We start from the raw sequence: 19,792 nt of genomic DNA, 5'->3' as shown, positions 1-19,792 counted from the left end.
CGCCCCGCCCGCACACGCCCCGCCCCCGCACGTGACTGGAGCAGCCCCCCGATGACGAGCACCGTCCTCACCCGCATCTCCGGCCTGGTCACCAACGACCCCTCCCAGGGGGACGGCACCCCGCTCGGCCTGATCCGGGACGCGGCCGTCGTCGTCGACGGCGACCGCGTCGTGTGGACCGGCCCGGCCGACCGGGCCCCGGCCGCCGACCGCGCCGTCGACGCGGCCGGCCGGGCCGTGCTCCCGGGGTTCGTCGATTCCCACTCCCACCTGCTCTTCGCGGGCGACCGCACCGAGGAGTTCAACGCCCGGATGTCCGGGCGCCCGTACTCCGCCGGGGGCATCCGCACCACCGTCGCCGCCACCCGTGCCGCCACCGACGAGGAGCTCGCGGCCGGGCTGGTACGCCATCTCGACGAGGCGCTCCGCCAGGGCACCACCACCCTCGAGACCAAGTCCGGCTACGGCCTCACCGTCGCGGACGAGGCCCGCGCGCTGGCCCTGGCCGCCGGCCTCATCGACGAACTCACCTTCCTCGGCGCCCACGTGGTGCCGCCGGAGTACGAGGACGACCCGGCCGGTTACGTCGCGCTGGTGACCGGCCCGATGCTCGACGCCTGTGCCCCGTACGCCCGGTGGATCGACGTCTTCTGCGAGCGGGGCGCCTTCGACGGCGACCAGGCCCGCGCGGTCCTCACCGCCGGGAAGGCGAAGGGGCTGCTGCCCCGGGTGCACGCCAACCAGCTCGGCCACGGGCCGGGCGTGCGGCTCGCCGTGGAACTGGACGCTGCCTCGGCCGACCACTGCACCCACCTCGACGACGCGGACGTCGACGCCCTCGCCGCCGGGAACACCGTCGCCACGCTGCTGCCCGGCGCGGAGTTCTCCACCCGGGCCGAGTGGCCCGACGCCCGGCGGCTGCTCGACGCGGGTGTCACCGTCGCCCTCTCCACCGACTGCAACCCGGGCTCGTCCTTCACCTCCTCGGTGGCGTTCTGCGTCGCCCTCGCCGTACGGGACATGGGCATGACCCCCGACGAGGCGGTGTGGTCCGCCACCGCGGGCGGGGCCGCCGCCCTGCGCCGCACGGACGTCGGCCGGATCGCTCCGGGCGCCCGCGCCGACCTGCTGATGCTGGACGCGCCCAGCCACGTCCACCTCGCCTACCGGCCGGGCGTCCCGCTGGCCGCCGGAGTCTGGCGGCGCGGCGTCCGCGTGGTGTGAGGGGCGGGCCGGGAGAAGACGCACGTGTGGCCGCCCGGAAGAACCGGGCGGCCACACGCGAGGACGGTCGGAACCGGGTCACTCCTGGACGGTCAGTCCCTCGCGGAGCCGGCCCAGCGTCCGGGAGAGCAGCCGGGACACGTGCATCTGCGAGATGCCGAGCTCCTCGCCGATCTCCGACTGGGTGAGGTTGGTGACGAAACGCAGCGAGAGGATCAGCCGGTCGCGCGCCGACAGCGAGGCGATCAGGGGCTTGAGGGACTCGATGTACTCGATTCCCTCAAGGCCGTGGTCCTCGTAGCCGATGCGGTCCGCCAGGGACCCCTCGCTCTCGTGGTCGTCGTGCTGGGCGTCCAGCGAGCCCGCGCTGTAGGCGTTGCTCGCCGTCAGGCCCTCCGCGACCTCGTCGCGGGTCAGCCCGAGGTGCTCGGCGAGTTCGCCGGTGGTCGGCGCCCGGTCCAGCCGCTGCGACAGCTCGTCGCCCGCCTTGGCCAGGTCGATCCGCAGCTCCTGCAGGCGGCGCGGTACGCGCACGGCCCAGCTGGTGTCGCGGAAGAAACGCTTTATCTCGCCGATGATCGTCGGCATGGCGAAGGTCGGGAACTCGACGCCCCGGGCCAGCTCGAACCGGTCGATCGCCTTGATCAGCCCGATGGTGCCGACCTGGACGATGTCCTCCATCGGTTCGCTGCGGGTACGGAACCGCGCGGCGGCGAACTTCACGAGGGCGAGGTTCAGCTCGACCAGGGTGTTGCGCACGTACGCGTGGGCGTGGGTGCCCTCCTCCAGGGTGTCGAGCCGCTCGAAGAGCGTCTTCGACAGCGCGCGGGCGTCCAGCGCTCCGACGGTCGCGGGGGAGGGAATCTCCGGGAGGCCCTCAAGTCCTTCGAGGCCGTCGCCGATGGGGTCCTCTTCGCCGGTGGGGGCCCTCTCGCCGGTGGGGGCAGCGGAGGTGGTGCCTCCGGCGGCGTCGCCGTCGGAGCTTCTGCGCGGGCCCGGTACGGCCGCCGCGGCAGGGGAGTCGGAATTGGTCGGTCCCTGAGGACATGCCGACGCCGCGCCGTGGGTACGCGAATCGTCGAGCCGGGGTGACATGGTTCTCCTCCAGTGTCTCGGCATAGGACTGCCGAAGCCGTTCAGTGCTGCTGCGGTGAAGCGGCGCCTCCGAAGCCGGTAAGGGGTGGATGAAGCAGGTGTCCCTCTACCCTTACCTGCTCGGCGGTGGGAGTGACAAGCTCCAATTATGCTTTATGTCCGGTTTGTTGAGATCTCCCGCTACCGCGGGACGGACGGAACGCGTAATGTTTCGCGCATGTCGCGGCAGGTGCGCGCACACAGGAATGCGGACGGCGGGCGCGCCGCGCGAAGCCCCACTGACCAACGGTGAAGAGGGACGGCATGGACCGCGGGACGGTCGGCAGTACGAACCGGGGAAGACTTTTCGTCGAGACCCGGACAGAGGGCTCGAGCGAGGTCGTGACGCCGGTGGGTGAGCTCGATCACCACACCGCCGATCTGCTCCGCGAGCCTCTGGAGAACGCCGTCGAGAACGGCCGGGTCCGCCTGGTCGTCGACTGCTCAGGGCTCGAATTCTGTGACTCCACGGGGCTGAACGTCCTGCTCGGCGCACGCCTGCGGGCGGAGGAGGCCGGCGGGGAGGTCCATCTGGCCGGCATGCTGCCCGTGGTCGCCAGGGTCTTCGAGATCACCGGCGCCGAGGCGGTCTTCACCGTCCACGACACCGTCCAAGACGCCCTGGGCACCTGAGGTGCCCCTCTCCCGCGCACCCCGGCCGCCCCACGCGTCACGCGATCCCCTGGCCGGAGCGGGTGTTGTCGAGGCCCCGCCGGGCAGGAGAAGATCCGGCGGGCCCGCGGTGGCACGCACCCAAGAATCTGACCTGTATCTGTTCGATGGCGACACGGTGAATCGGTGAGGTGAAGCGCTGATGAGCACCACCCGGCAGCATCCGCCGGGCGGCCTCGGCCGCGAGCCGGACGGAGCGGACACGTCCGCACACGTCCCGGCCGACCGGCAGTGGCGCACCCTCTCTCTGCGGGAGGCCACGGGCATCGTCCCGATGGCCCGTGACTTCGCACGCCAGGCCCTGCACGAATGGGGCTGGCTGCCCGCCGAGGGCGCCGACCGCCGCGCCGCCGCCGAGGACGTCCTGCTGGTCGTCTCCGAGCTGGTCACCAACGCCTGCCTGCACGCCGGCGGGCCCGAGGAGCTCCGGATCGGAGCCACCTCGAAGGTGCTGCGGATCGAGGTCACCGACAACGGCGCCGGACAGCCCGCCCCGCGCACCCCGCACCGGGCCGGGCGCCCCGGCGGCCACGGCATGTTCATCGTGCAGCGGCTCTGCCTGGACTGGGGCGTGCTGCGCGTCCCCGACGCCCCCGGCAAGACCGTCTGGGCGGAGCTGGCCGCCCCCGCGTAGCGGGAGGACCCGCCGGGCGGCGGAACGTACGGGAACGGCTCCGCGGCGGAACGTACGAAAACGGCGGAGGGCCGCCGCACCGATCACTCGGTGCGGCGGCCCTCCGCCGTCGTACGGGGCGGGTGTCAGTGCACGTCGCCCATGAGCTTCTTCACCTTGCCGCGGTAGACGAACACCGCGACACCCGCGAGCGCCGCCAGCGCGGCCTGCAGGGTGACGATCCCGGTGCCGTTGAGGTCCACGCCCGCGATGGAGAGCAGGCTCGTGGTGCAGTCGCCCGCGGTGACCGCGAGGAACCAGACACCCATCATCTGGCTGGCGTACTTGGCCGGAGCCATCTTCGTGGTGACCGAGAGGCCGACCGGGGAGAGCGTCAGCTCACCGACGGTCTGCACGAAGTAGATCGCGACCAGCCACATCGCGGCGGCCTGGTGGCCGTCGGTGGCGATGGTCAGCGGCGCCAGGAAGAGGAAGAACGACGCACCGACCAGCACCAGGCCGGAGCTGAACTTCACGATCGTGCTCGGCTCCTTGCCGCGGCGGTTCAGCGCCATCCAGAAGGCCGCGAAGACCGGGGCCAGGGCCATGATCAGGACCGGGTTGACCGACTGGTACCAGGAGACCGGGAACTCCCAGCCGAACACGGAGTTCCGCGCCGAGTCCTCGGCGAAGATCGCCATCGTCGAGCCGCCCTGGTCGTAGATCATCCAGAAGAGCGCGGCGGCGACGAAGAACCAGATGTAGCCGGAGACCTTCGACTGCTCGGTGCGGCTCAGGTCCTTGTCGCGCTTGATGCGCGCCAGGACCATCACCGGGATGACCAGACCGGCCACCGTGATCGGGACCAGCAGCCAGTTCAGTGTGTAGACGCCGGTGGCGACCGTGACGATGTAGAAGACCGCGGCGATGCCCAGCCAGATCATCGACTTGCGCAGCGTGGAGGCGCGTTCGGCGGCCGAGAGCGGCTTCGGGGTCTCGAAGCTGCGCTCGTTCAGGTGGCGGCTGCCCAGCATGAACTGGAGGACGCCCAGCCCCATGCCGACTGCGGCGAGGGCGAAGCCGAGGTGCCAGTTGACGTTCTCGCCGATGGTGCCGATCACCAGCGGGGCGACGAAGCCACCGAGGTTGATGCCCATGTAGAAGATCGTGAAGCCACCATCGCGGCGCGGGTCGTCCGGGCCGTCGTAGAGGTGGCCGACCATCGTCGAGATGTTGGACTTCAGCAGACCCGACCCGATGGCCACGAGACCGAGGCCGGCGAAGAACGTGCCCTCGGAGGGCAGGGCCAGTACGAGGTGACCGACCATGATCACCGCGCCGGAGATGGCCACGGTCTTGCGCGGACCCCAGACCCGGTCGCCGAACCAGCCGCCGGGCATGGCGAGCAGGTAGACGAGCGACAGGTAGACCGAGTAGATCGCCGTCGCCGTGGCGGGGTTCATGTGGAGCCCGTTGGGCGCGATCAGGTACAGCGGGAGCAGGGCCCTCATGCCGTAGTAGGAGAAGCGCTCCCACATCTCGGTCATGAAGAGCGTGGCCAGGCCGCGGGGGTGGCCGAAGAAGGTCGCCCCGCCGGTCTGGCCGGCGGTTTCCTTCGTCAGGCTGGACGCCATGGTCGATCCTTGCTGATGGGGACGTGTCATCGCCGTGAAAGCGGGGACACGCCCGGTGGGGGGTGGCCGGCACCGGCGCACTCGGGTCCCTGCCCCTCGCCTGAAAGGGGACTCGTTCCGCCTTCCGTCCTCGTGGGGAGGTAAGGAGACGGGGGACCGACCGCATCGGGATCCACACCCGGCGCGCATCCTCGCGCTCCGGGCCCGGCCCACAGGTCATTCACTCGTTGTCAAGACTGGCGGGAACCAGCCCGCACAGGAAAGAGACCTTCGGCGCGAAACGCTGCCCAAAGGTCCCGAATAGTGCAACAGGCGTCGCAACACCATACGACACGACCTTGCACCATATGGAAGAGTATGAGACATCGATCACAGGCGAGAGTGGAACCGTAGTCGGTCATTCGAAGGTCCATACAGAGATGGGCCCTTGATCCACAGGCGTTTTTCGGCCCCTCACTTCCGGCCCTCCTCGCGGACTACCATCACCCCATGACCCGTGTACTGCTCGCCGAGGACGACGCATCCATCTCGGAGCCACTGGCCCGCGCCCTGCGTCGGGAGGGTTACGAGGTCGAGGTCCGTCAGGACGGCCCGACCGCGCTCGACGCCGGACTCCAGGGCGGCGTGGACCTGGTCGTGCTCGACCTGGGACTGCCCGGCATGGACGGCCTCGAAGTCGCCCGCAGGCTCCGCGCCGACGGCCACGCCGTGCCCATCCTGGTGCTGACCGCCCGCGCCGACGAGGTCGACACCGTGGTCGGCCTGGACGCCGGCGCCGACGACTACGTCACCAAGCCCTTCCGGCTCGCGGAGCTCCTCGCCCGCGTCCGCGCCCTGCTGCGGCGCGGCGCCGCCGAGCCCGCCCCGCAGCCCGCCTCCCACGGCGTACGGATCGACGTCGAGTCGCACCGCGCCTGGATGGGCGACGAGGAGCTCCAGCTCACCGCCAAGGAGTTCGACCTGCTCCGGGTGCTGGTACGCGACGCCGGCCGGGTCGTCACCCGCGACCAGCTGATGCGCGAGGTCTGGGACACCACCTGGTGGTCGTCGACGAAGACCCTGGACATGCACATCTCCTGGCTCCGCAAGAAACTCGGCGACGACGCCGCCAACCCCCGTTACATCGCGACCGTCCGCGGTGTCGGCTTCCGGTTCGAGAAGAGCTGAGAAGAGCTGTGCCGACGGCGGCGGTCCAGGACCCGGACCGTCGCCCGGACAGCAGGACCCCGGCCAGACGGACACCGGACCACGTCGACCTCTCGACCAGAGCTGACGGGCAGAAGCACCTCATGCGCCGCCGACTGATCAACTCCACGCTCTCCGTGGTGCTCGTGGTGATCGCCGTCTTCGGCATCTCCCTGGTCCTCGTGGAGACCCGCACCATCAGCAACAGCGCCCAGGAGAGCGTGGACTCCGAGGCGCTGCGGCTGATCAGCGTCGTGGAGAGCCGGCTGCTGGGCGAGGAGCGCATCACCGCCGCCGTACTCGACGAACAGGTCGTCGGCGACCGCTACGCCCGCGTCGAACTCCCCGGCCGCGCACCGATCGAGGTCGGTACCCGCCCCGGCGGCAACGCCATCACCTCCGTCGTGAACGGCGAGGAGGGCGAACGCGTCACCGTCGAGGAAGACCGGTCCGCCGTCACCCGCGAGGTCGGCCGCACCCTGCTGATCATCGGCGCGGTCGCCCTCCTCGCGATCATCTCGGCCGTCCTCCTCGCCGTGCGCCAGGCCAACCGGCTGACCTCCCCCCTCACCGACCTCGCCGAGACCGCCGAGCGCCTCGGCTCCGGCGACCCGCGCCCCCGCCACAAGCGGTACGGGGTGCCCGAGCTGGACCGGGTCGCCGACGTCCTCGACGCCTCCGCCGAGCGGATCGCCCGGATGCTGACCGCCGAACGCCGGCTCGCCGCGGACGCCTCCCACCAGCTGCGCACCCCGCTCACCGCGCTCTCCATGCGCATCGAGGAGATCTCCGTCACCGACGACCCGGACACGGTGAAGGAGGAGGCGAACATCGCCCTCACCCAGGTCGAGCGCCTCACCGACGTCGTCCAGCGGCTGCTGACCAACGCCCGGGACCCGCGCACCGGCTCCGCCGTCGTCTTCGACCTGGACGAGGTCATCAAGCAGCAGATCGAGGAGTGGCGCCCCGCCTACCGCGGCGAGGGCCGTGCGGTCGTCCGCTCCGGCCGGCCCGGCCTGCGCGCGGTCGGCACCCCCGGAGCCGTCGCCCAGGTGCTCGCCGCGCTCATCGAGAACGCGCTGATGCACGGCGGCGGCACGGTCGCCCTGCGCACCCGCGTCATCGGCAACCAGGTCGTCGTGGAGGTCACCGACGAGGGCGCGGGCGTCCCCGCCGACCTAGGCGCCCGGATCTTCGAACGCTCCATCAGCGGGCGCAACTCCACCGGCATCGGCCTCGCGGTCGCCCGCGACCTCGCCGAGGCCGACGGCGGCAGGCTGGAACTGCTCCAGCAGCAGCCGCCCGTCTTCGCCCTCTTCCTCGGCAGCGTCGCCCGTACCCCCGAGGAACGGGAACGCCCGGTCCGCTGAGACGAGCGGGACCGGGCGGGGCCGAGCCGGGTGCCGGCGGCCGGGGAAAGCGGGATGCGGTCAGTTCCGTACGGTGTCCGGCGGCGCTACCGGCTCCGAGGGCTGCCGTCGCCCGGGAAACCTCTCCGCGACGACCACGGCCTCCTTCGCAGGGAGGCTCTTGAACACCCAGGTGCGGTACGACCAGAACCGGAAGAGCGTCGCGATCCCGATGCCCACGACCTTGGCGACGTTGCTCTGCACCGGGGTGTCCCAGCCGAAGCCGTACGTCGCCGCGTACAGCACGCCCGTCTCGATCACCGCACCCACCGCGCTGAACAGCAGGAACAGCGTCAGCTCGCGGGTGCGGCCGCTCTTGTCGCGGTCCCGGTAGGTCCAGTAACGGAACCCCACGTAGTTGAAGAGGATGGCCACACAGGTCGCCATCAGCCCGGCCCGCACCGTCGGAATGTCCGTGGTGCGCCAGATCAGGTTCGAGACGGCGATGTTGACCACCAGGCCGAGCGCGCCGACCACGCCGAACTTGGCGACCTCCCGGGCCAGCCGGTCAAGCCGGGCTCGCAGTGCGCCCCGTTCGCTCATGGTGGTCGTTCAGCCCCGTCCGATCGGTTTCGTCAACGCGCTCATGCTAACCAGCCCGGCCGGGTGACGCCCATGAGTCGAGGTCACGTATCCAGCGGGGACGTCTCCGCCCGAGGGAGGCCCTTTCGGGCCAGAGTCAAGGGGCACCTGGCCGGCGGATACCCTGGGGGCGTGACGTTCCCGGTAGTCGGCATGGTCGGCGGCGGTCAGCTCGCCCGCATGACCCACGAGGCGGGCATCCCCCTCGGCCTGACATTCAAGCTGCTCAGTGACACCCCGCAGGACTCGGCCGCCCAGGTGGTGAGCGAGGTCGTCGTCGGCGACTATCGCGACCTGGACACCCTCCGCGCCTTCGCGCGCGGCTGCGACGTGATCACCTTCGACCACGAGCACGTGCCCACCGAGCACCTGCGGGCCCTCGAAGCGGACGGCATCGCCGTACGCCCCGGCCCCGACGCTCTGCGGCACGCCCAGGACAAGGGTGTGATGCGGGCCCGGCTCACCGAACTCGGCGTGCCCTGCCCCCGCCACCGCATCGTCACCGACCCCGCCGACGTCACCGCCTTCGCGGGCGAGGGCGACGGCTACCCGGTGATACTCAAGACGGTCCGCGGCGGCTACGACGGCAAGGGCGTCTGGGTGGTGCGCTCCGAGGAGGACGCCGCCGAGCCCTTCCGCGCCGGAGTCCCGGTCCTCGCCGAGGAGAAGGTCGCCTTCGTGCGCGAGCTCGCGGCGAACATCGTCCGCTCCCCGCACGGCCAGGCCGTCGCCTACCCGGTCGTGGAGTCCATCCAGGTGAACGGCGTCTGCGACACCGTCATCGCCCCGGCCCCCGACCTCGACGAGAAGCTGGCCGGAGAGGCCCAGCAGCTCGCCCTGCGGATCGGCGCCGAACTCGGAGTCGTCGGCCACCTCGCCGTGGAGCTCTTCGAAACCCGTGCCGCCGACGGGACCCCCGGCATCCTCGTCAACGAACTCGCCATGCGCCCGCACAACTCCGGGCACTGGACCATGGACGGCGCGATCACCTCGCAGTTCGCCAACCACGTCCGCGCCGTGCTCGACCTGCCGCTCGGCGACCCGCGCCCGCGCGCCCCCTGGACGGTCATGTGCAACGTCCTGGGCGGCGACTACCCCGACATGTACCAGGGCTACCTGCACTGCATGGCCCGAGACCCGCAGCTCAAGATCCACATGTACGGCAAGGACGTGAAGCCCGGCCGCAAGGTCGGACACGTCAACACCTACGGCGACGATCTGGCGGACGTGCGGGAGCGCGCCCGGCACGCGGCCGACTACCTACGAGGGACGATCACCGAATGACAGACCCGCGCACCGCACCCGTGGTCGGCATCGTCATGGGCTCGGACTCCGACTGGCCCGTGATGGAGGCCGCCGCCCAGGCCCTGGACGAGTTCGGCATCGCGTACGAGGTGGACGTCGTCTCCGCCCACCGGATGCCCCGCGAGATGATCGCGTACGGCGAGCAGGCGGCCGGCCGCGGCCTGAAGGCGATCGTCGCGGGCGCCGGCGGCGCCGCCCACCTCCCCGGCATGCTGGCCTCCGTCACCCCGCTGCCCGTCATCGGCGTCCCGGTACCGCTGAAGTACCTGGACGGCATGGACAGCCTGCTCTCCATCGTGCAGATGCCCGCCGGTATCCCGGTGGCCACCGTCTCCGTCGGCGGTGCGCGCAACGCCGGACTCCTCGCCGCCCGCATCCTCGCCACCGGCGACGAGGCGCTCCGCGACCGGATGACCGCCTTCCTCGGCGAGCTGAACGAACAGGCCACCGAGAAGGGCCGCCGGCTGCGGGCCAAGGTCGAGGGCACCGACACCTTCGGCTTCGGGAAGTAGGCGGCTCCCATGGACCACGCGAACCCCACCGGCCACGCCGACCAGGCGGAGTACCTGCGGCGGGCCCGGGACCTGCTCGCCGTCCACCCCGTCGTCGACGGTCACAACGACCTCCCCTGGGCGCTGCGTGAGCAGACCGGCTACGACCTGAACGCCCGTGACATCGCCCAGGACCAGACCGGCCTGCTCCACACCGACCTGCCCCGGCTCCGCAGCGGCGGCGTCGGCGCGCAGTTCTGGTCGGTGTACGTCCGCACCGACCTCGCCGGAGACGAAGCGGTCAGCGCCACCCTGGAGCAGATCGACATCGTCGGCGAGATGCAGACGCGCTACCCCGCGCACCTGCGCCGGGCGCTGACCGCCGACGACATGGAGGCGGCCCGCACCGAGGGACGCATCGCCTCCCTGATGGGGGCCGAGGGCGGCCACTCCATCAACAACTCGCTGGCCACCCTCCGCGCCCTGCACACCCTCGGCGTCCGCTACATGACGCTGACGCACAACGACAACCTCGACTGGGCGGACTCCGCGACCGACGTCGCGCGCCTCGGCGGCCTCTCCGAGTTCGGCCGCGAGGTCGTCCGCGAGATGAACCGTTGCGGCATGCTCGTCGACCTGTCGCACGTGTCACCCGGCACGATGCGCGACGCCATCGCCACCAGCGAGGCGCCCGTGGTCTTCTCGCACTCCTCGGCCCGCGCCGTCTGCGACCACCCGCGCAACGTCCCCGACGACGTGCTGCTCCAGCTGCGCGACAACGGCGGGGTCGCGATGGCCACCTTCGTACCCAAGTTCGTCCTGCCGGCCGCCGTCGAGTGGACGCTCGCCGCCGACCGGAACATGCGCGAGCACGGGCTGCACCACCTCGACACCTCCCCGCAGGCCATGCGGATCCACGAGGACTTCGAGGAAGCCAACCCGCGCCCGTTCGCCACGGTCGCCACCATCGCGGACCACCTCGACCACATGCGCGAGGTGGCCGGCGTCGACCACATCGGCATCGGCGGCGACTACGACGGCACCGCGTTCCTCCCGCAGGGCCTGGAGGACGTCTCCGGCTACCCGAACCTGATCGCGGAGCTGCTGCGCCGCAACTGGTCCGAGGCCGACCTCGCCAAGCTCACCTGGCGCAACGCCGTCCGCGTGCTGCGCGACGCGGAGGCGGTCGCCCGCGACCTCCAGTTCCGCCGGAGCCCGTCCCACGCCACCATCGAGCAGTTGGACGGCAAGCCCCAGGCCTGACGCCCCGTACGTACGCCGAGAGGCCGCCCCGATCCCTCGGGTGCGGCCTCTCGGCGTACGTCCGTGACAACTGCGTGAGAGCGCTCAGGCGGTCGGGCGGCCCATCGCCCGGTACGTCCAGCCGGCCGCCCGCCACACCGCGCTGTCCAGGGCGTTGCGGCCGTCCAGCAGTATGCGGTGCGCGGCGACCTCGCCCAGCGCCTCCGGGTCCAGCTCGCGGAACTCGCGCCACTCCGTCAGGTGCAGCACCACGTCCGCGCCGCGCACGGCGTCCAGCGCGGTCTCCGCGTACCCGAGGGTCGGGAAGAGGCGGCGGGCGTTGTCCATGCCCTTCGGGTCGAAGACGGTGACCTGCCCGCCCTGGAGGTGGATCTGACCGGCCACGTTGAGCGCCGGTGAGTCGCGTACGTCGTCCGAGTCGGGCTTGAAGGTCGCGCCCAGCACCGCCACCCGGGTGCCCAGGAACGAGCTGCCGCCCACGGCTTCCCGGGCCAGCTCCACCATGTGCCCGCGGCGGCGCATGTTGATCGAGTCCACCTCGCGCAGGAACGTCAGCGCCTGGTCGGCGCCGAGCTCACCGGCGCGCGCCATGAACGCCCGGATGTCCTTGGGCAGGCAGCCGCCGCCGAAGCCGATACCGGCCCGCAGGAACTTCGAGCCGATCCGCTCGTCGTGGCCGATCGCCTCGGCCAGCTTCACCACGTCGCCGTCGGCCGCCTCGCAGACCTCGGCCATCGCGTTGATGAACGAGATCTTGGTGGCGAGGAAGGAGTTCGCCGAGGTCTTCACCAGCTCGGCGGTGGGGAAGTCGGTGACCACGAAGGGGGAGCCCTCCGCGACCGGAACGGCGTACACCTCGCGCAGCAGCTTCTCGGACCGCTCGCTCGCCACCCCGACGACGATCCGGTCCGGGTGCAGGGTGTCCTTCACGGCGAAGCCCTCGCGCAGGAACTCCGGGTTCCAGGCCAGCTCCGCGTCGGCGCCCACCGGCGCCAGCTCGGCCAGCACCTTCGCCAGCCGGGCCGCCGAGCCGACCGGCACGGTCGACTTGCCGACCACCAGTGCGGGGCGGGTCAGATGCGGGGCCAGCGAGGCGAAGGCGCTGTCCACGTAGGACATGTCGCAGGCGTACTCGCCGTGCTTCTGCGGGGTGTTCACGCAGACGAAGTGCACGTCGCCGAAGGCGCCCACCTCCTCCCAGGAGGTGGTGAACCGCAGCCGCCCGGACGAGCCCGGAATCCCGGCCACGTGCTTTTGCAGGATCTCCTCCAGACCCGGCTCGTACATCGGCACCCGGCCCGCGGAGAGCAGCTCGATCTTCTCCGGCACCACGTCGAGCCCGAGCACCTCGAATCCCAGCTCGGCCATGGCCGCGGCATGGGTGGCGCCGAGGTAGCCGGTGCCGATCACAGTGATCCTGAGGGCCATGGGTGCTCCTGGATGAAACGGACGGACGTGCCTCGCCGAGCATAGTCGGGCCCGCCCGGCCACCATTTCCGCCCGTTACGCACCCTGGACACCGCTTCGTCCCCCTCCGGGAACGGCTGCGACCGCCCCGCCACGCGCTGTCGTCAAGCTCACGCGCCCTGGTCGTAGGCCATCGCGCGCGGCCGGGACTAAAATTGGGTTACTGAACGGTAGTTAGCGTCTTTGGGGAGTGAGCGTCTTGGCGGGTTCGACCGATTTCGACCTTTACCGTCCGGCCGAGGAGCACGAGATGCTCCGCGAGACGATCCGGTCGCTCGCCGAGGCGAAGATCGCCCCGTTCGCCGCGGCGGTGGACGAGGAGGGCCGCTTCCCGCAGGAGGCGCTGGACGCTCTCGTCGCCGCCGACCTGCACGCGGTCCACGTGCCGGAGGAGTACGGCGGCGCGGGTGCCGACGCGCTCGCCACGGTCATCGTGATCGAGGAGGTGGCCCGCGCCTGCGCGTCCTCCTCCCTGATCCCCGCGGTGAACAAGCTCGGCTCCCTCCCGGTGATCCTCTCCGGTTCCGAGGCGCTGAAGAAGAAGTACCTGGAGCCGCTCGCCAAGGGCGACGCGATGTTCTCGTACGCCCTCTCCGAGCCCGACGCGGGCTCCGACGCGGCCGGCATGAAGACCAAGGCCGTGCGCGACGGCGACTTCTGGGTCCTCAACGGCGTGAAGCGCTGGATCACCAACGCGGGCGTCTCCGAGTACTACACGGTGATGGCCGTCACCGACCCGACGAAGCGGTCCAAGGGCATCTCCGCGTTCGTCGTCGAGAAGTCCGACGAGGGCGTCTCCTTCGGCGCCCCGGAGAAGAAGCTCGGCATCAAGGGCTCCCCGACCCGCGAGATCTACTTCGACAACGTCCGCATCCCCGCCGACCGCATGATCGGCGAGGAGGGCACCGGCTTCGCGACCGCGATGAAGACCCTGGACCACACCCGCATCACCATCGCGGCCCAGGCGCTCGGCATCGCCCAGGGCGCCCTGGACTACGCCAAGGGGTACGTCCAGGAGCGCAAGCAGTTCGGCAAGCCGATCGCCGACTTCCAGGGCATCCAGTTCATGCTCGCCGACATGGCGATGAAGCTGGAGGCCGCCCGCCAGCTCACCTACAGCGCCGCCGCGAAGTCCCAGCGCCTCGACGGCGACCTGACCTTCTTCGGCGCCGCGGCCAAGTGCTTCGCCTCCGACGTCGCGATGGAGGTCACCACCGACGCCGTCCAGCTCCTCGGCGGCTACGGCTACACCCGCGACTACCCGGTCGAGCGCATGATGCGCGACGCCAAGATCACCCAGATCTACGAGGGCACGAACCAGGTCCAGCGCATCGTCATGGCCCGCAACCTGCCGTAGTACGGGGAGCCGCGCTCCTCGATCGGTGAACCCGTACGGCCCCGACGCCACTCGCGTGTCGGGGCCGTACGCATGTCCGCCGGACGGTGGTCGGGGTCGCCTCGGGCCGGTCTTCCGGAAGTGCCCGGGAGCCCGGCCTGCCGCGGTCCGCCTCTGTCGCGACCCGTCCCCTTATGCCCAACTCGCCGAAACTTTCGCGGACTTCATGCGTTGTATCGGATCGAGTGAGATCCATTGACACCCCCGAAACGCCCCGCTTACCGTCGCCGCCGAAGCGTGCAGGGAAGTTCACGTGCCGTGCGCGGGATCACTTCGTCCGAGGGGAAGCAGTCCATGGCTCGAAAGTTTTCGAAGGCCGGTCTGGCCGTGACGGTGGCGCTCGCGGCCACCCTGGCGACGGCCGGTGCCGTGGGCGCCGCCGGGGCCGCGGACGCGGGAGGCGGCCCGGGGAAGGACGGGAGCGGGCGGAGCGCCACCGCGCGGGCACGGCAGGCGGGGACGCACTGGGTGAACACCTGGACGTCCATGCCGCAGCTGACCGAGCCGAACAACATGCCGCCCGCCCCCTACAACCAGGACGGCAAGGTCCTCGACGACACCACCCTGCGCCAGACCGTCCACGTGTCGGTCGGCGGGAAGCAGGTGCGGCTGCGGTTCTCCAACGCCTTCGGAGGCGCCGACCTGCCGCTCACCTCGGTGTCGGTGGCGCTGCCTGCCGGGGGAAGGGCCGGCGCGAGCGCGATCCGGCCCGGGACCTCGCGGAAGGTGACCTTCTCGGGCAAGGCCTCGACCGTCGTCCCGGTGGGTGCGCAGGCGGTCTCCGACCCGCTGGACTTCGACGTGGCGGCCGGGACGAACCTCACGGTGACCGTGTACCTGGCGGACGGACAGGCGTCGAACAGCGTCACCTCGCACCCCGGCTCCCGGACCACCTCGTACCTGCTCGCCGGTGACCACGTGCGGGACGAGGACCTTGCCGGTGCCGCCTCGGCCGCCCACTGGTACTTCCTGAGCGGCGTCGAGGTCTGGTCCCCGGACACCACCGCGGCCGCCGTCATCGTGGGCGACTCGCTCACCGACGGCCGGGGCTCCACCACCGACGCCAACAACCGCTGGCCCGACCAGCTGCTCGACCGGCTGCGCTCCCGCCCGGACACGGCCTCCACCGCCATCCTCAACCAGGCCGCCGGCGGCAACCGGGTGCTCGACGACGGCCTCGGCCCCAACGCGCTCTCCCGGGTGGACCGCGACGTCCTGGCGCAGAGCGGCGTCGAGTGGGCCCTCGTCTTCGAGGGCGTCAACGACATCGGTACGGCCGAGGCGACCGAGGCCGTCCAGCAGCGGACGGCCGACGACCTCATCGCCGCCTACGACCAGATCATCGTCCGGGCGCACACCCAGGGCATCCGGGTCTACGGCGCGACGCTGACGCCCTTCGGCGGCAACGACCCGTACGACGACCCGGACGGCTACCGCGAGCAGGCCCGGCAGAAGGTCAACGCCTGGATCCGCACCAGCGGCCGGTTCGACAGCGTCGTGGACTTCGACAAGGCGGCCCGCGACCCCCAGAACCCGCGCGAGCTTCTGCCCGCCTACTCCGACGCCGACCACCTGCACCTGAACCCGGCGGGCTACGCGGCACTCGCCGCGGCCGTCCCCGCCCGGCTCTTCCACCAGGAGCCGCTGCCCCGGGGCTTCGGCTTCAACTGACCCCCGGCGGAGAAGTACGCCGGACGCACGTGGGCCGGGACCCCGAGCGGGGTCCCGGCCCACGTGCGTCCGGTGCGGTCAGTTGCCGGTGACCGTCACCTTGTCGTCGTTCTTCAGCTGCTCCACGAGCTGCTTGACCTTCGCCTTGTCCCAGATGAGATTGCCGCCGCTGGTGCTCTGCCCGGAGAGCGGGATGTTCATCGACGTACCGTCGCCGCCGGTGACGCCCTTCATCGCGAAGAACATCCGGGCCAGCGACCAGAGCGACATGTCCTTGTCCACCACGAGGGTGTCCAGGCCCGCGCCCAGCACCGGGTAGAGCTTGAACGGGTTGATCAGCGTGGACGGGGTCGCCGTCTGGCTCGCGAGGGCCGCGAGGAACTTCTGCTGGTTCTTCGTACGGTCCAGGTCGCTGCCCGCGAACGCGTAGCGGGTACGGACGAAGGCGAGGGACTGCTCACCGTTGAGGGTCTGCTTGCCCGCCTGGAAGTCGGCGCCGGAGTTCTTGTCCTTGAAGGCCTTCGGGATGTCGAGCTCGACACCGCCGATGGCGTCCACGATCTTGGCGAAGCCGCCGAAGCCGATCTCGACGTAGTGGTCGATGTGCAGCCCGGTGTTGTACTCGACGGTCCGCACCAGCAGCTCCGGGCCGTCCTCGGCGTACGCGGCGTTCAGCTTCACCGTCCGGCCGGTGCCCTCGTACTTCTTGCCCGACTCGGACCCGACGAACGAGGGGATCTCCACGTTCGAGTCACGGGGGAGCGAGACCAGCGTCGGCCCGTTCGACCCGTTGTGCAGGATCATCATCGAGTCGGTGCGCTTGCCCTCGGCGGAGCCGGTGTGCAGCTCCTTCTTCTCCGCTGCCGACATGCCCTCGCGGCTGTCGGACCCGACGATCAGGTAGTTGGTGCCCTCCCCCTCGGCCGGGCGGTCGATCACCTTGGAGAGGTCGACCTCGCGCTTGAGCTTGGAGTCCGCCCAGAAGTACGTGGAGACGGAGACCGCCAGCACGACGACCACCAGGGCCAGCGCGCCGATCTTGATCCGGCGCCGCCAGTCCGGCGCGGGCCGGCCCTGGACGTAACCGCCGTCACCGCCGCGTCCGCCGTGGCCGCCGCCGCCGGGCCCGTGGCCCGGTCCCTGGCCGGGGCCCTGGGGCGAGCCGTAGACCTGGCCCGTGTTGTAGCCGCTGTCGTACGCGCCGTCGTACCCGGGCGCCGCCTGGCCGCCCTGGCCGTACGGGTCGCCCTGGCCGTACGGGTCGCGCCGGGGGGCCTCGGGGGTGCCGTACCCCTGGCGTCCCTGCCCCTGGTGCTGCCCCGGTGCCCGTCCGGGTATCTGCGGCGGCACCTGGGGCGCCCTCTGCGGGGCGGGGGGCCGCTGGACACGGCGCATGGAGCGCGCGCCCTCGGGCTCGGGGGCGCTGCTGCCCCGGCCGTAGCGGTCGCTGTCGTCGGTCCATCCGGGCCTGTCACTCATGGACACCAGTCTGCCGCGCCAGGGTGCGGGTATTACAGGGTGTGAGAAGAAACGGTTCAGGGCTGTTGCGAAGCTGATGCAAATTCGGTCAGGCATCGGCCGCATACAGTGGACGACATGACAAAACTGGCCAATCGCCCCGAGGACGGAACCAGCCCCGAGGGCGGTGACGGCGTCGGTGACATCCCCGGCAAGCCGACCGAGGCGTCCCGCACCACCCTCAGCCACATCATGACCGGCAGCGACACCAACCTCCTGGGCACGGTGCACGGCGGCGTGATCATGAAGCTGGTGGACGACGCGGCCGGTGCCGTGGCCGGCCGGCACTCGGGCGGACCCGCCGTGACCGCCTCGATGGACGAGATGGTGTTCCTGGAGCCGGTCCGGGTCGGTGACCTCGTGCACGTACGCGCCCAGGTGAACTGGACGGGCCGCTCCTCGATGGAGGTCGGGGTGCGGGTGATGGCCGAGCGGTGGAACGAGTCCACCCCCGCCCAGCAGGTCGGCAGCGCCTACCTCGTGTTCGCCGCCGTCGACGCGGACGGCCGCCCCCGTCCCGTACCGCCGGTGATCCCCACCACCGAGCGCGACAAGCGGCGCCACCAGGAGGCCCAGATCCGCCGTACGCACCGGCTGGCCCGGCGCCGCGCGATCAAGGAGCTGCGCGAGAAGCGCGCCGCGGACGGCATCGACGAGGGCTGACCCCGACGGGGCGGTCGTACGGGCCGCGCGGCCCAGGACCGGACGACCGCGGCCCACAGGACCGGACGACCGCGGGTCAGGACGGGACGACCGCGGCTCAGGACGGGACGACCGCGGCCCGGGACCGGACGACCGTCTCAGGGGCAGACGACCTCGTCGCCCGTGACGGCGTGGAAGGTGCCCCGGGGCACGGTCTCCGCCCGCACCGGCAGCACCGCCGTCCAGTCCGCGCCCGCCGTCACCTTCAGCGTGGCGCCCTGGCCGGCCACCGCCCGCAGCTCGCTGCCGGGCAGTGCCGCGGCCAGCGACTTCGCCGAACGGTCCCAGCGCGGGTCGTAGGTGATCAGGGTCCGCGCCAGATCGCGGACGGTGCCGTTGAGGGGTGCCGTGGTGGTGTTGAAGCCGGTGGCGCGCAGGGCGGCGTCCAGCTTCTTGCCGAGACCGGCGTGCGGGGTGCCGTTGTAGACCTGGACCCGGATCTGCTGGGGCGCCACGTCCACCACCGTCGCCTTCGCCTCCGCGGGGGCGGCGGCCGGCTTCGCCGAGGTGAGCGGCTTGTCCTCGCGCAGCGTCCGGAACAGCGCGTCCGCCCGCGCGGTGTCCCACTTCACGGTCGACCCGATCCCCTTGACCGGGAAACTCGGGTCGCCCACCGGGACGGAGGCGAACTCCGACGAGGCCGCGGTGAACCCGCGCATCGCCGAGCCCAGCTCCAGCATCTGCTCGGTGCCGAACCCCCGGTCGGCCCGTACCGACCCCAGCATCGCCGAGACGACCTGCTGGAACTTCACCGGGTTCAGCAGCACCCCCTTGCTGGTCGCCCGCTCGATCACCGCGGCGACGAACTTCTGCTGCCGCTGCATCCGCCCCAGGTCCGCCGCCCCGTCGATGTGCCGGGAGCGGACGTACTGGAGGGCCTCGCCGCCGCTCAGCGCATGGGTGCCCGCCGGGAGATCCAGACCGGTGTACGCGTCCTTCAGCGGCCGTACCGTACAGATCTCCACGCCGCCCAGCGCGTCCACCGTCTTCATGAAGCTGGTGAAGTCCGCCTCCAGGTAGTGGTCGATCTTGACCCCGGTCAGCTGCTCCACCGTGCGCACGGTCAGCGTGGGCCCGCCCTCCGCGTAGGCGGCGTTCAGCTTCACGGGGTGGGCCGCGTGCCGCTTGCCGGTCGTACGGTCCGCGTGCGCGGGGATCACGGCGTAGCTGTCGCGGGGCAGGCTGACCACGCTCGCGCGCCGCCGGTCCTGGGAGAGGTGCACCAGCATGAGGGTGTCGGTGCAGTGGCAGGGGGCGCCGCCGAGCCGGAACTTCTTCTTCTCCGCCGCCGTGATGCTGTCGCGACCGTCGGTGCCGACGAGCAGCAGATTCATGCCGCGGCTTCCGGCGGGACGATTCTTCATGTCCCGGAAAGGGTCGACCCGGTCGATGCCGGTCTCCAGCCCGGTGAACACCGCGTGACCGATGCCGCCGGCACCCAGTACGAGGACCGAGAGCCCGGTCGCCACCCGCATCCCCCAGCGGGGCCGCTCGTCCTGCCGGCGCGATCTCGGCGGCTCCGCCCG

The 19,792-nt window shown here is 71.3% G+C and carries 17 protein-coding genes; 11 read left to right on the top strand and 6 right to left on the bottom strand.

The genetic code is table 11. The annotated features are described in order from the left end of the window. Positions 1 to 51 precede the first annotated feature (51 nt). The gene (gene hutI / locus OHA55_RS10630) at positions 52 to 1,224 is read left to right on the top strand and encodes an imidazolonepropionase (protein ID WP_266705086.1); all 1,173 of its coding nucleotides are present in this window, start codon (positions 52 to 54) and stop codon (positions 1,222 to 1,224) included. A 78-nt stretch (positions 1,225 to 1,302) separates the two neighbouring features. Here hutI and OHA55_RS10625 read toward each other — a convergent pair whose 3' ends face one another. Then, the gene (locus OHA55_RS10625) at positions 1,303 to 2,319 is read right to left on the bottom strand and encodes an RNA polymerase sigma factor SigF (RefSeq protein ID WP_266705084.1); all 1,017 of its coding nucleotides are present in this window, start codon (positions 2,317 to 2,319) and stop codon (positions 1,303 to 1,305) included. A 303-nt stretch (positions 2,320 to 2,622) separates the two neighbouring features. Here OHA55_RS10625 and OHA55_RS10620 point away from each other — a divergent pair, with 303 nt between their 5' ends. Both OHA55_RS10620 and OHA55_RS10615 read left to right on the top strand, forming a co-directional pair. Beyond that, entirely contained in the window at positions 2,623 to 2,991 is a 369-nt protein-coding gene (locus OHA55_RS10620; RefSeq protein WP_266705082.1) for an STAS domain-containing protein, read from the top strand. 181 nt (positions 2,992 to 3,172) lie between these two features. Beyond that, the gene (locus tag OHA55_RS10615; protein WP_266705080.1) at positions 3,173 to 3,664 is read left to right on the top strand and encodes an ATP-binding protein; all 492 of its coding nucleotides are present in this window, start codon (positions 3,173 to 3,175) and stop codon (positions 3,662 to 3,664) included. Positions 3,665 to 3,789: 125 nt separating this feature from the next. On the opposite strand, the gene OHA55_RS10610 is transcribed toward OHA55_RS10615, so the two are convergent. After that, positions 3,790 to 5,277, bottom strand: a complete 1,488-nt coding sequence (locus OHA55_RS10610) for an oligopeptide:H+ symporter (RefSeq protein WP_266705078.1) — start codon at positions 5,275 to 5,277, stop codon at positions 3,790 to 3,792. A gap of 489 nt (positions 5,278 to 5,766) precedes the next feature. Between OHA55_RS10610 and OHA55_RS10605 the strand changes: the two genes are divergently transcribed. Together OHA55_RS10605 and OHA55_RS10600 are read left to right on the top strand one after the other, a co-directional pair. Next, on the top strand, positions 5,767 to 6,444 hold the full coding sequence (locus tag OHA55_RS10605) for a response regulator transcription factor (RefSeq protein WP_266705076.1): 678 nt from the start codon (positions 5,767 to 5,769) through the stop codon (positions 6,442 to 6,444). 122 nt (positions 6,445 to 6,566) lie between these two features. Continuing rightward, positions 6,567 to 7,832, top strand: a complete 1,266-nt coding sequence (locus OHA55_RS10600) for an ATP-binding protein (protein WP_266705074.1) — start codon at positions 6,567 to 6,569, stop codon at positions 7,830 to 7,832. Positions 7,833 to 7,892: 60 nt separating this feature from the next. Here OHA55_RS10600 and OHA55_RS10595 read toward each other — a convergent pair whose 3' ends face one another. Continuing rightward, positions 7,893 to 8,414 (bottom strand): GtrA family protein, encoded by a 522-nt coding sequence (locus tag OHA55_RS10595; RefSeq protein WP_266705072.1) that lies wholly within the window; start codon positions 8,412 to 8,414, stop codon positions 7,893 to 7,895. A 171-nt stretch (positions 8,415 to 8,585) separates the two neighbouring features. Here OHA55_RS10595 and OHA55_RS10590 point away from each other — a divergent pair, with 171 nt between their 5' ends. Genes OHA55_RS10590 through OHA55_RS10580 form a run of 3 tightly spaced genes read left to right on the top strand, consistent with a single transcriptional unit; the run spans position 8,586 to position 11,512 of the window. Beyond that, positions 8,586 to 9,737 carry a 5-(carboxyamino)imidazole ribonucleotide synthase gene (locus tag OHA55_RS10590; protein WP_323180390.1) on the top strand — a complete coding sequence of 384 codons (1,152 nt, stop codon included), beginning with the start codon at positions 8,586 to 8,588 and terminating at the stop codon, positions 9,735 to 9,737. Then, on the top strand, positions 9,734 to 10,270 hold the full coding sequence (purE, locus tag OHA55_RS10585) for a 5-(carboxyamino)imidazole ribonucleotide mutase (RefSeq protein WP_266705070.1): 537 nt from the start codon (positions 9,734 to 9,736) through the stop codon (positions 10,268 to 10,270). Before OHA55_RS10590 ends, purE begins: the two co-directional genes overlap by 4 nt. 9 nt (positions 10,271 to 10,279) lie before the next feature. Further along, positions 10,280 to 11,512, top strand: coding sequence for a dipeptidase (locus tag OHA55_RS10580; RefSeq protein ID WP_266705068.1), 1,233 nt, complete (start codon positions 10,280 to 10,282; stop codon positions 11,510 to 11,512). A gap of 84 nt (positions 11,513 to 11,596) precedes the next feature. On the opposite strand, the gene OHA55_RS10575 is transcribed toward OHA55_RS10580, so the two are convergent. Then, complete coding sequence (locus OHA55_RS10575) at positions 11,597 to 12,940, bottom strand: UDP-glucose/GDP-mannose dehydrogenase family protein (protein WP_266705066.1); 1,344 nt, start codon at positions 12,938 to 12,940, stop codon at positions 11,597 to 11,599. A gap of 238 nt (positions 12,941 to 13,178) precedes the next feature. Between OHA55_RS10575 and OHA55_RS10570 the strand changes: the two genes are divergently transcribed. Both OHA55_RS10570 and OHA55_RS10565 read left to right on the top strand, forming a co-directional pair. Then, positions 13,179 to 14,336 carry an acyl-CoA dehydrogenase gene (locus OHA55_RS10570; protein ID WP_266705064.1) on the top strand — a complete coding sequence of 386 codons (1,158 nt, stop codon included), beginning with the start codon at positions 13,179 to 13,181 and terminating at the stop codon, positions 14,334 to 14,336. A 333-nt stretch (positions 14,337 to 14,669) separates the two neighbouring features. Continuing rightward, the gene (locus OHA55_RS10565) at positions 14,670 to 16,046 is read left to right on the top strand and encodes an SGNH/GDSL hydrolase family protein (RefSeq protein ID WP_266705062.1); all 1,377 of its coding nucleotides are present in this window, start codon (positions 14,670 to 14,672) and stop codon (positions 16,044 to 16,046) included. Between the two features lie 78 nt (positions 16,047 to 16,124). Here OHA55_RS10565 and OHA55_RS10560 read toward each other — a convergent pair whose 3' ends face one another. Continuing rightward, entirely contained in the window at positions 16,125 to 17,525 is a 1,401-nt protein-coding gene (locus tag OHA55_RS10560; RefSeq protein ID WP_266705060.1) for an LCP family protein, read from the bottom strand. Between the two features lie 117 nt (positions 17,526 to 17,642). On the opposite strand from OHA55_RS10560, the gene OHA55_RS10555 reads away from it, so the two are divergent. Further along, positions 17,643 to 18,227 (top strand): acyl-CoA thioesterase, encoded by a 585-nt coding sequence (locus tag OHA55_RS10555; RefSeq protein ID WP_266705058.1) that lies wholly within the window; start codon positions 17,643 to 17,645, stop codon positions 18,225 to 18,227. Between the two features lie 137 nt (positions 18,228 to 18,364). Here the strand turns inward: OHA55_RS10555 and OHA55_RS10550 are convergent, their stop codons facing one another. Continuing rightward, on the bottom strand, positions 18,365 to 19,741 hold the full coding sequence (locus OHA55_RS10550) for an LCP family protein (protein ID WP_266710532.1): 1,377 nt from the start codon (positions 19,739 to 19,741) through the stop codon (positions 18,365 to 18,367). Positions 19,742 to 19,792 lie beyond the last annotated feature (51 nt).

The organism is Streptomyces sp. NBC_00102, from assembly GCF_026343115.1.
Classification (GTDB): domain Bacteria; phylum Actinomycetota; class Actinomycetes; order Streptomycetales; family Streptomycetaceae; genus Streptomyces.
The sequence above is the reverse complement of the archived record's forward strand: the minus strand, read 5'-3'. Positions and strand labels throughout refer to the sequence as shown.

What these genes read in the sequence shown, in the direction of transcription:
- hutI (WP_266705086.1), top strand. Translation starts at nt 52, where the DNA reads ATGACGAGCACCGTCCTCACCCGCATCTCCGGCCTGGTCACCAACGAC.
- OHA55_RS10625 (WP_266705084.1), bottom strand. Translation starts at nt 2,319, where the DNA reads ATGTCACCCCGGCTCGACGATTCGCGTACCCACGGCGCGGCGTCGGCA.
- OHA55_RS10620 (WP_266705082.1), top strand. Translation starts at nt 2,623, where the DNA reads ATGGACCGCGGGACGGTCGGCAGTACGAACCGGGGAAGACTTTTCGTC.
- OHA55_RS10615 (WP_266705080.1), top strand. Translation starts at nt 3,173, where the DNA reads ATGAGCACCACCCGGCAGCATCCGCCGGGCGGCCTCGGCCGCGAGCCG.
- OHA55_RS10610 (WP_266705078.1), bottom strand. Translation starts at nt 5,277, where the DNA reads ATGGCGTCCAGCCTGACGAAGGAAACCGCCGGCCAGACCGGCGGGGCG.
- OHA55_RS10605 (WP_266705076.1), top strand. Translation starts at nt 5,767, where the DNA reads ATGACCCGTGTACTGCTCGCCGAGGACGACGCATCCATCTCGGAGCCA.
- OHA55_RS10600 (WP_266705074.1), top strand. Translation starts at nt 6,567, where the DNA reads ATGCGCCGCCGACTGATCAACTCCACGCTCTCCGTGGTGCTCGTGGTG.
- OHA55_RS10595 (WP_266705072.1), bottom strand. Translation starts at nt 8,414, where the DNA reads ATGAGCGAACGGGGCGCACTGCGAGCCCGGCTTGACCGGCTGGCCCGG.
- purE (WP_266705070.1), top strand. Translation starts at nt 9,734, where the DNA reads ATGACAGACCCGCGCACCGCACCCGTGGTCGGCATCGTCATGGGCTCG.
- OHA55_RS10580 (WP_266705068.1), top strand. Translation starts at nt 10,280, where the DNA reads ATGGACCACGCGAACCCCACCGGCCACGCCGACCAGGCGGAGTACCTG.
- OHA55_RS10575 (WP_266705066.1), bottom strand. Translation starts at nt 12,940, where the DNA reads ATGGCCCTCAGGATCACTGTGATCGGCACCGGCTACCTCGGCGCCACC.
- OHA55_RS10565 (WP_266705062.1), top strand. Translation starts at nt 14,670, where the DNA reads ATGGCTCGAAAGTTTTCGAAGGCCGGTCTGGCCGTGACGGTGGCGCTC.
- OHA55_RS10560 (WP_266705060.1), bottom strand. Translation starts at nt 17,525, where the DNA reads ATGAGTGACAGGCCCGGATGGACCGACGACAGCGACCGCTACGGCCGG.
- OHA55_RS10555 (WP_266705058.1), top strand. Translation starts at nt 17,643, where the DNA reads ATGACAAAACTGGCCAATCGCCCCGAGGACGGAACCAGCCCCGAGGGC.
- OHA55_RS10550 (WP_266710532.1), bottom strand. Translation starts at nt 19,741, where the DNA reads ATGCGGGTGGCGACCGGGCTCTCGGTCCTCGTACTGGGTGCCGGCGGC.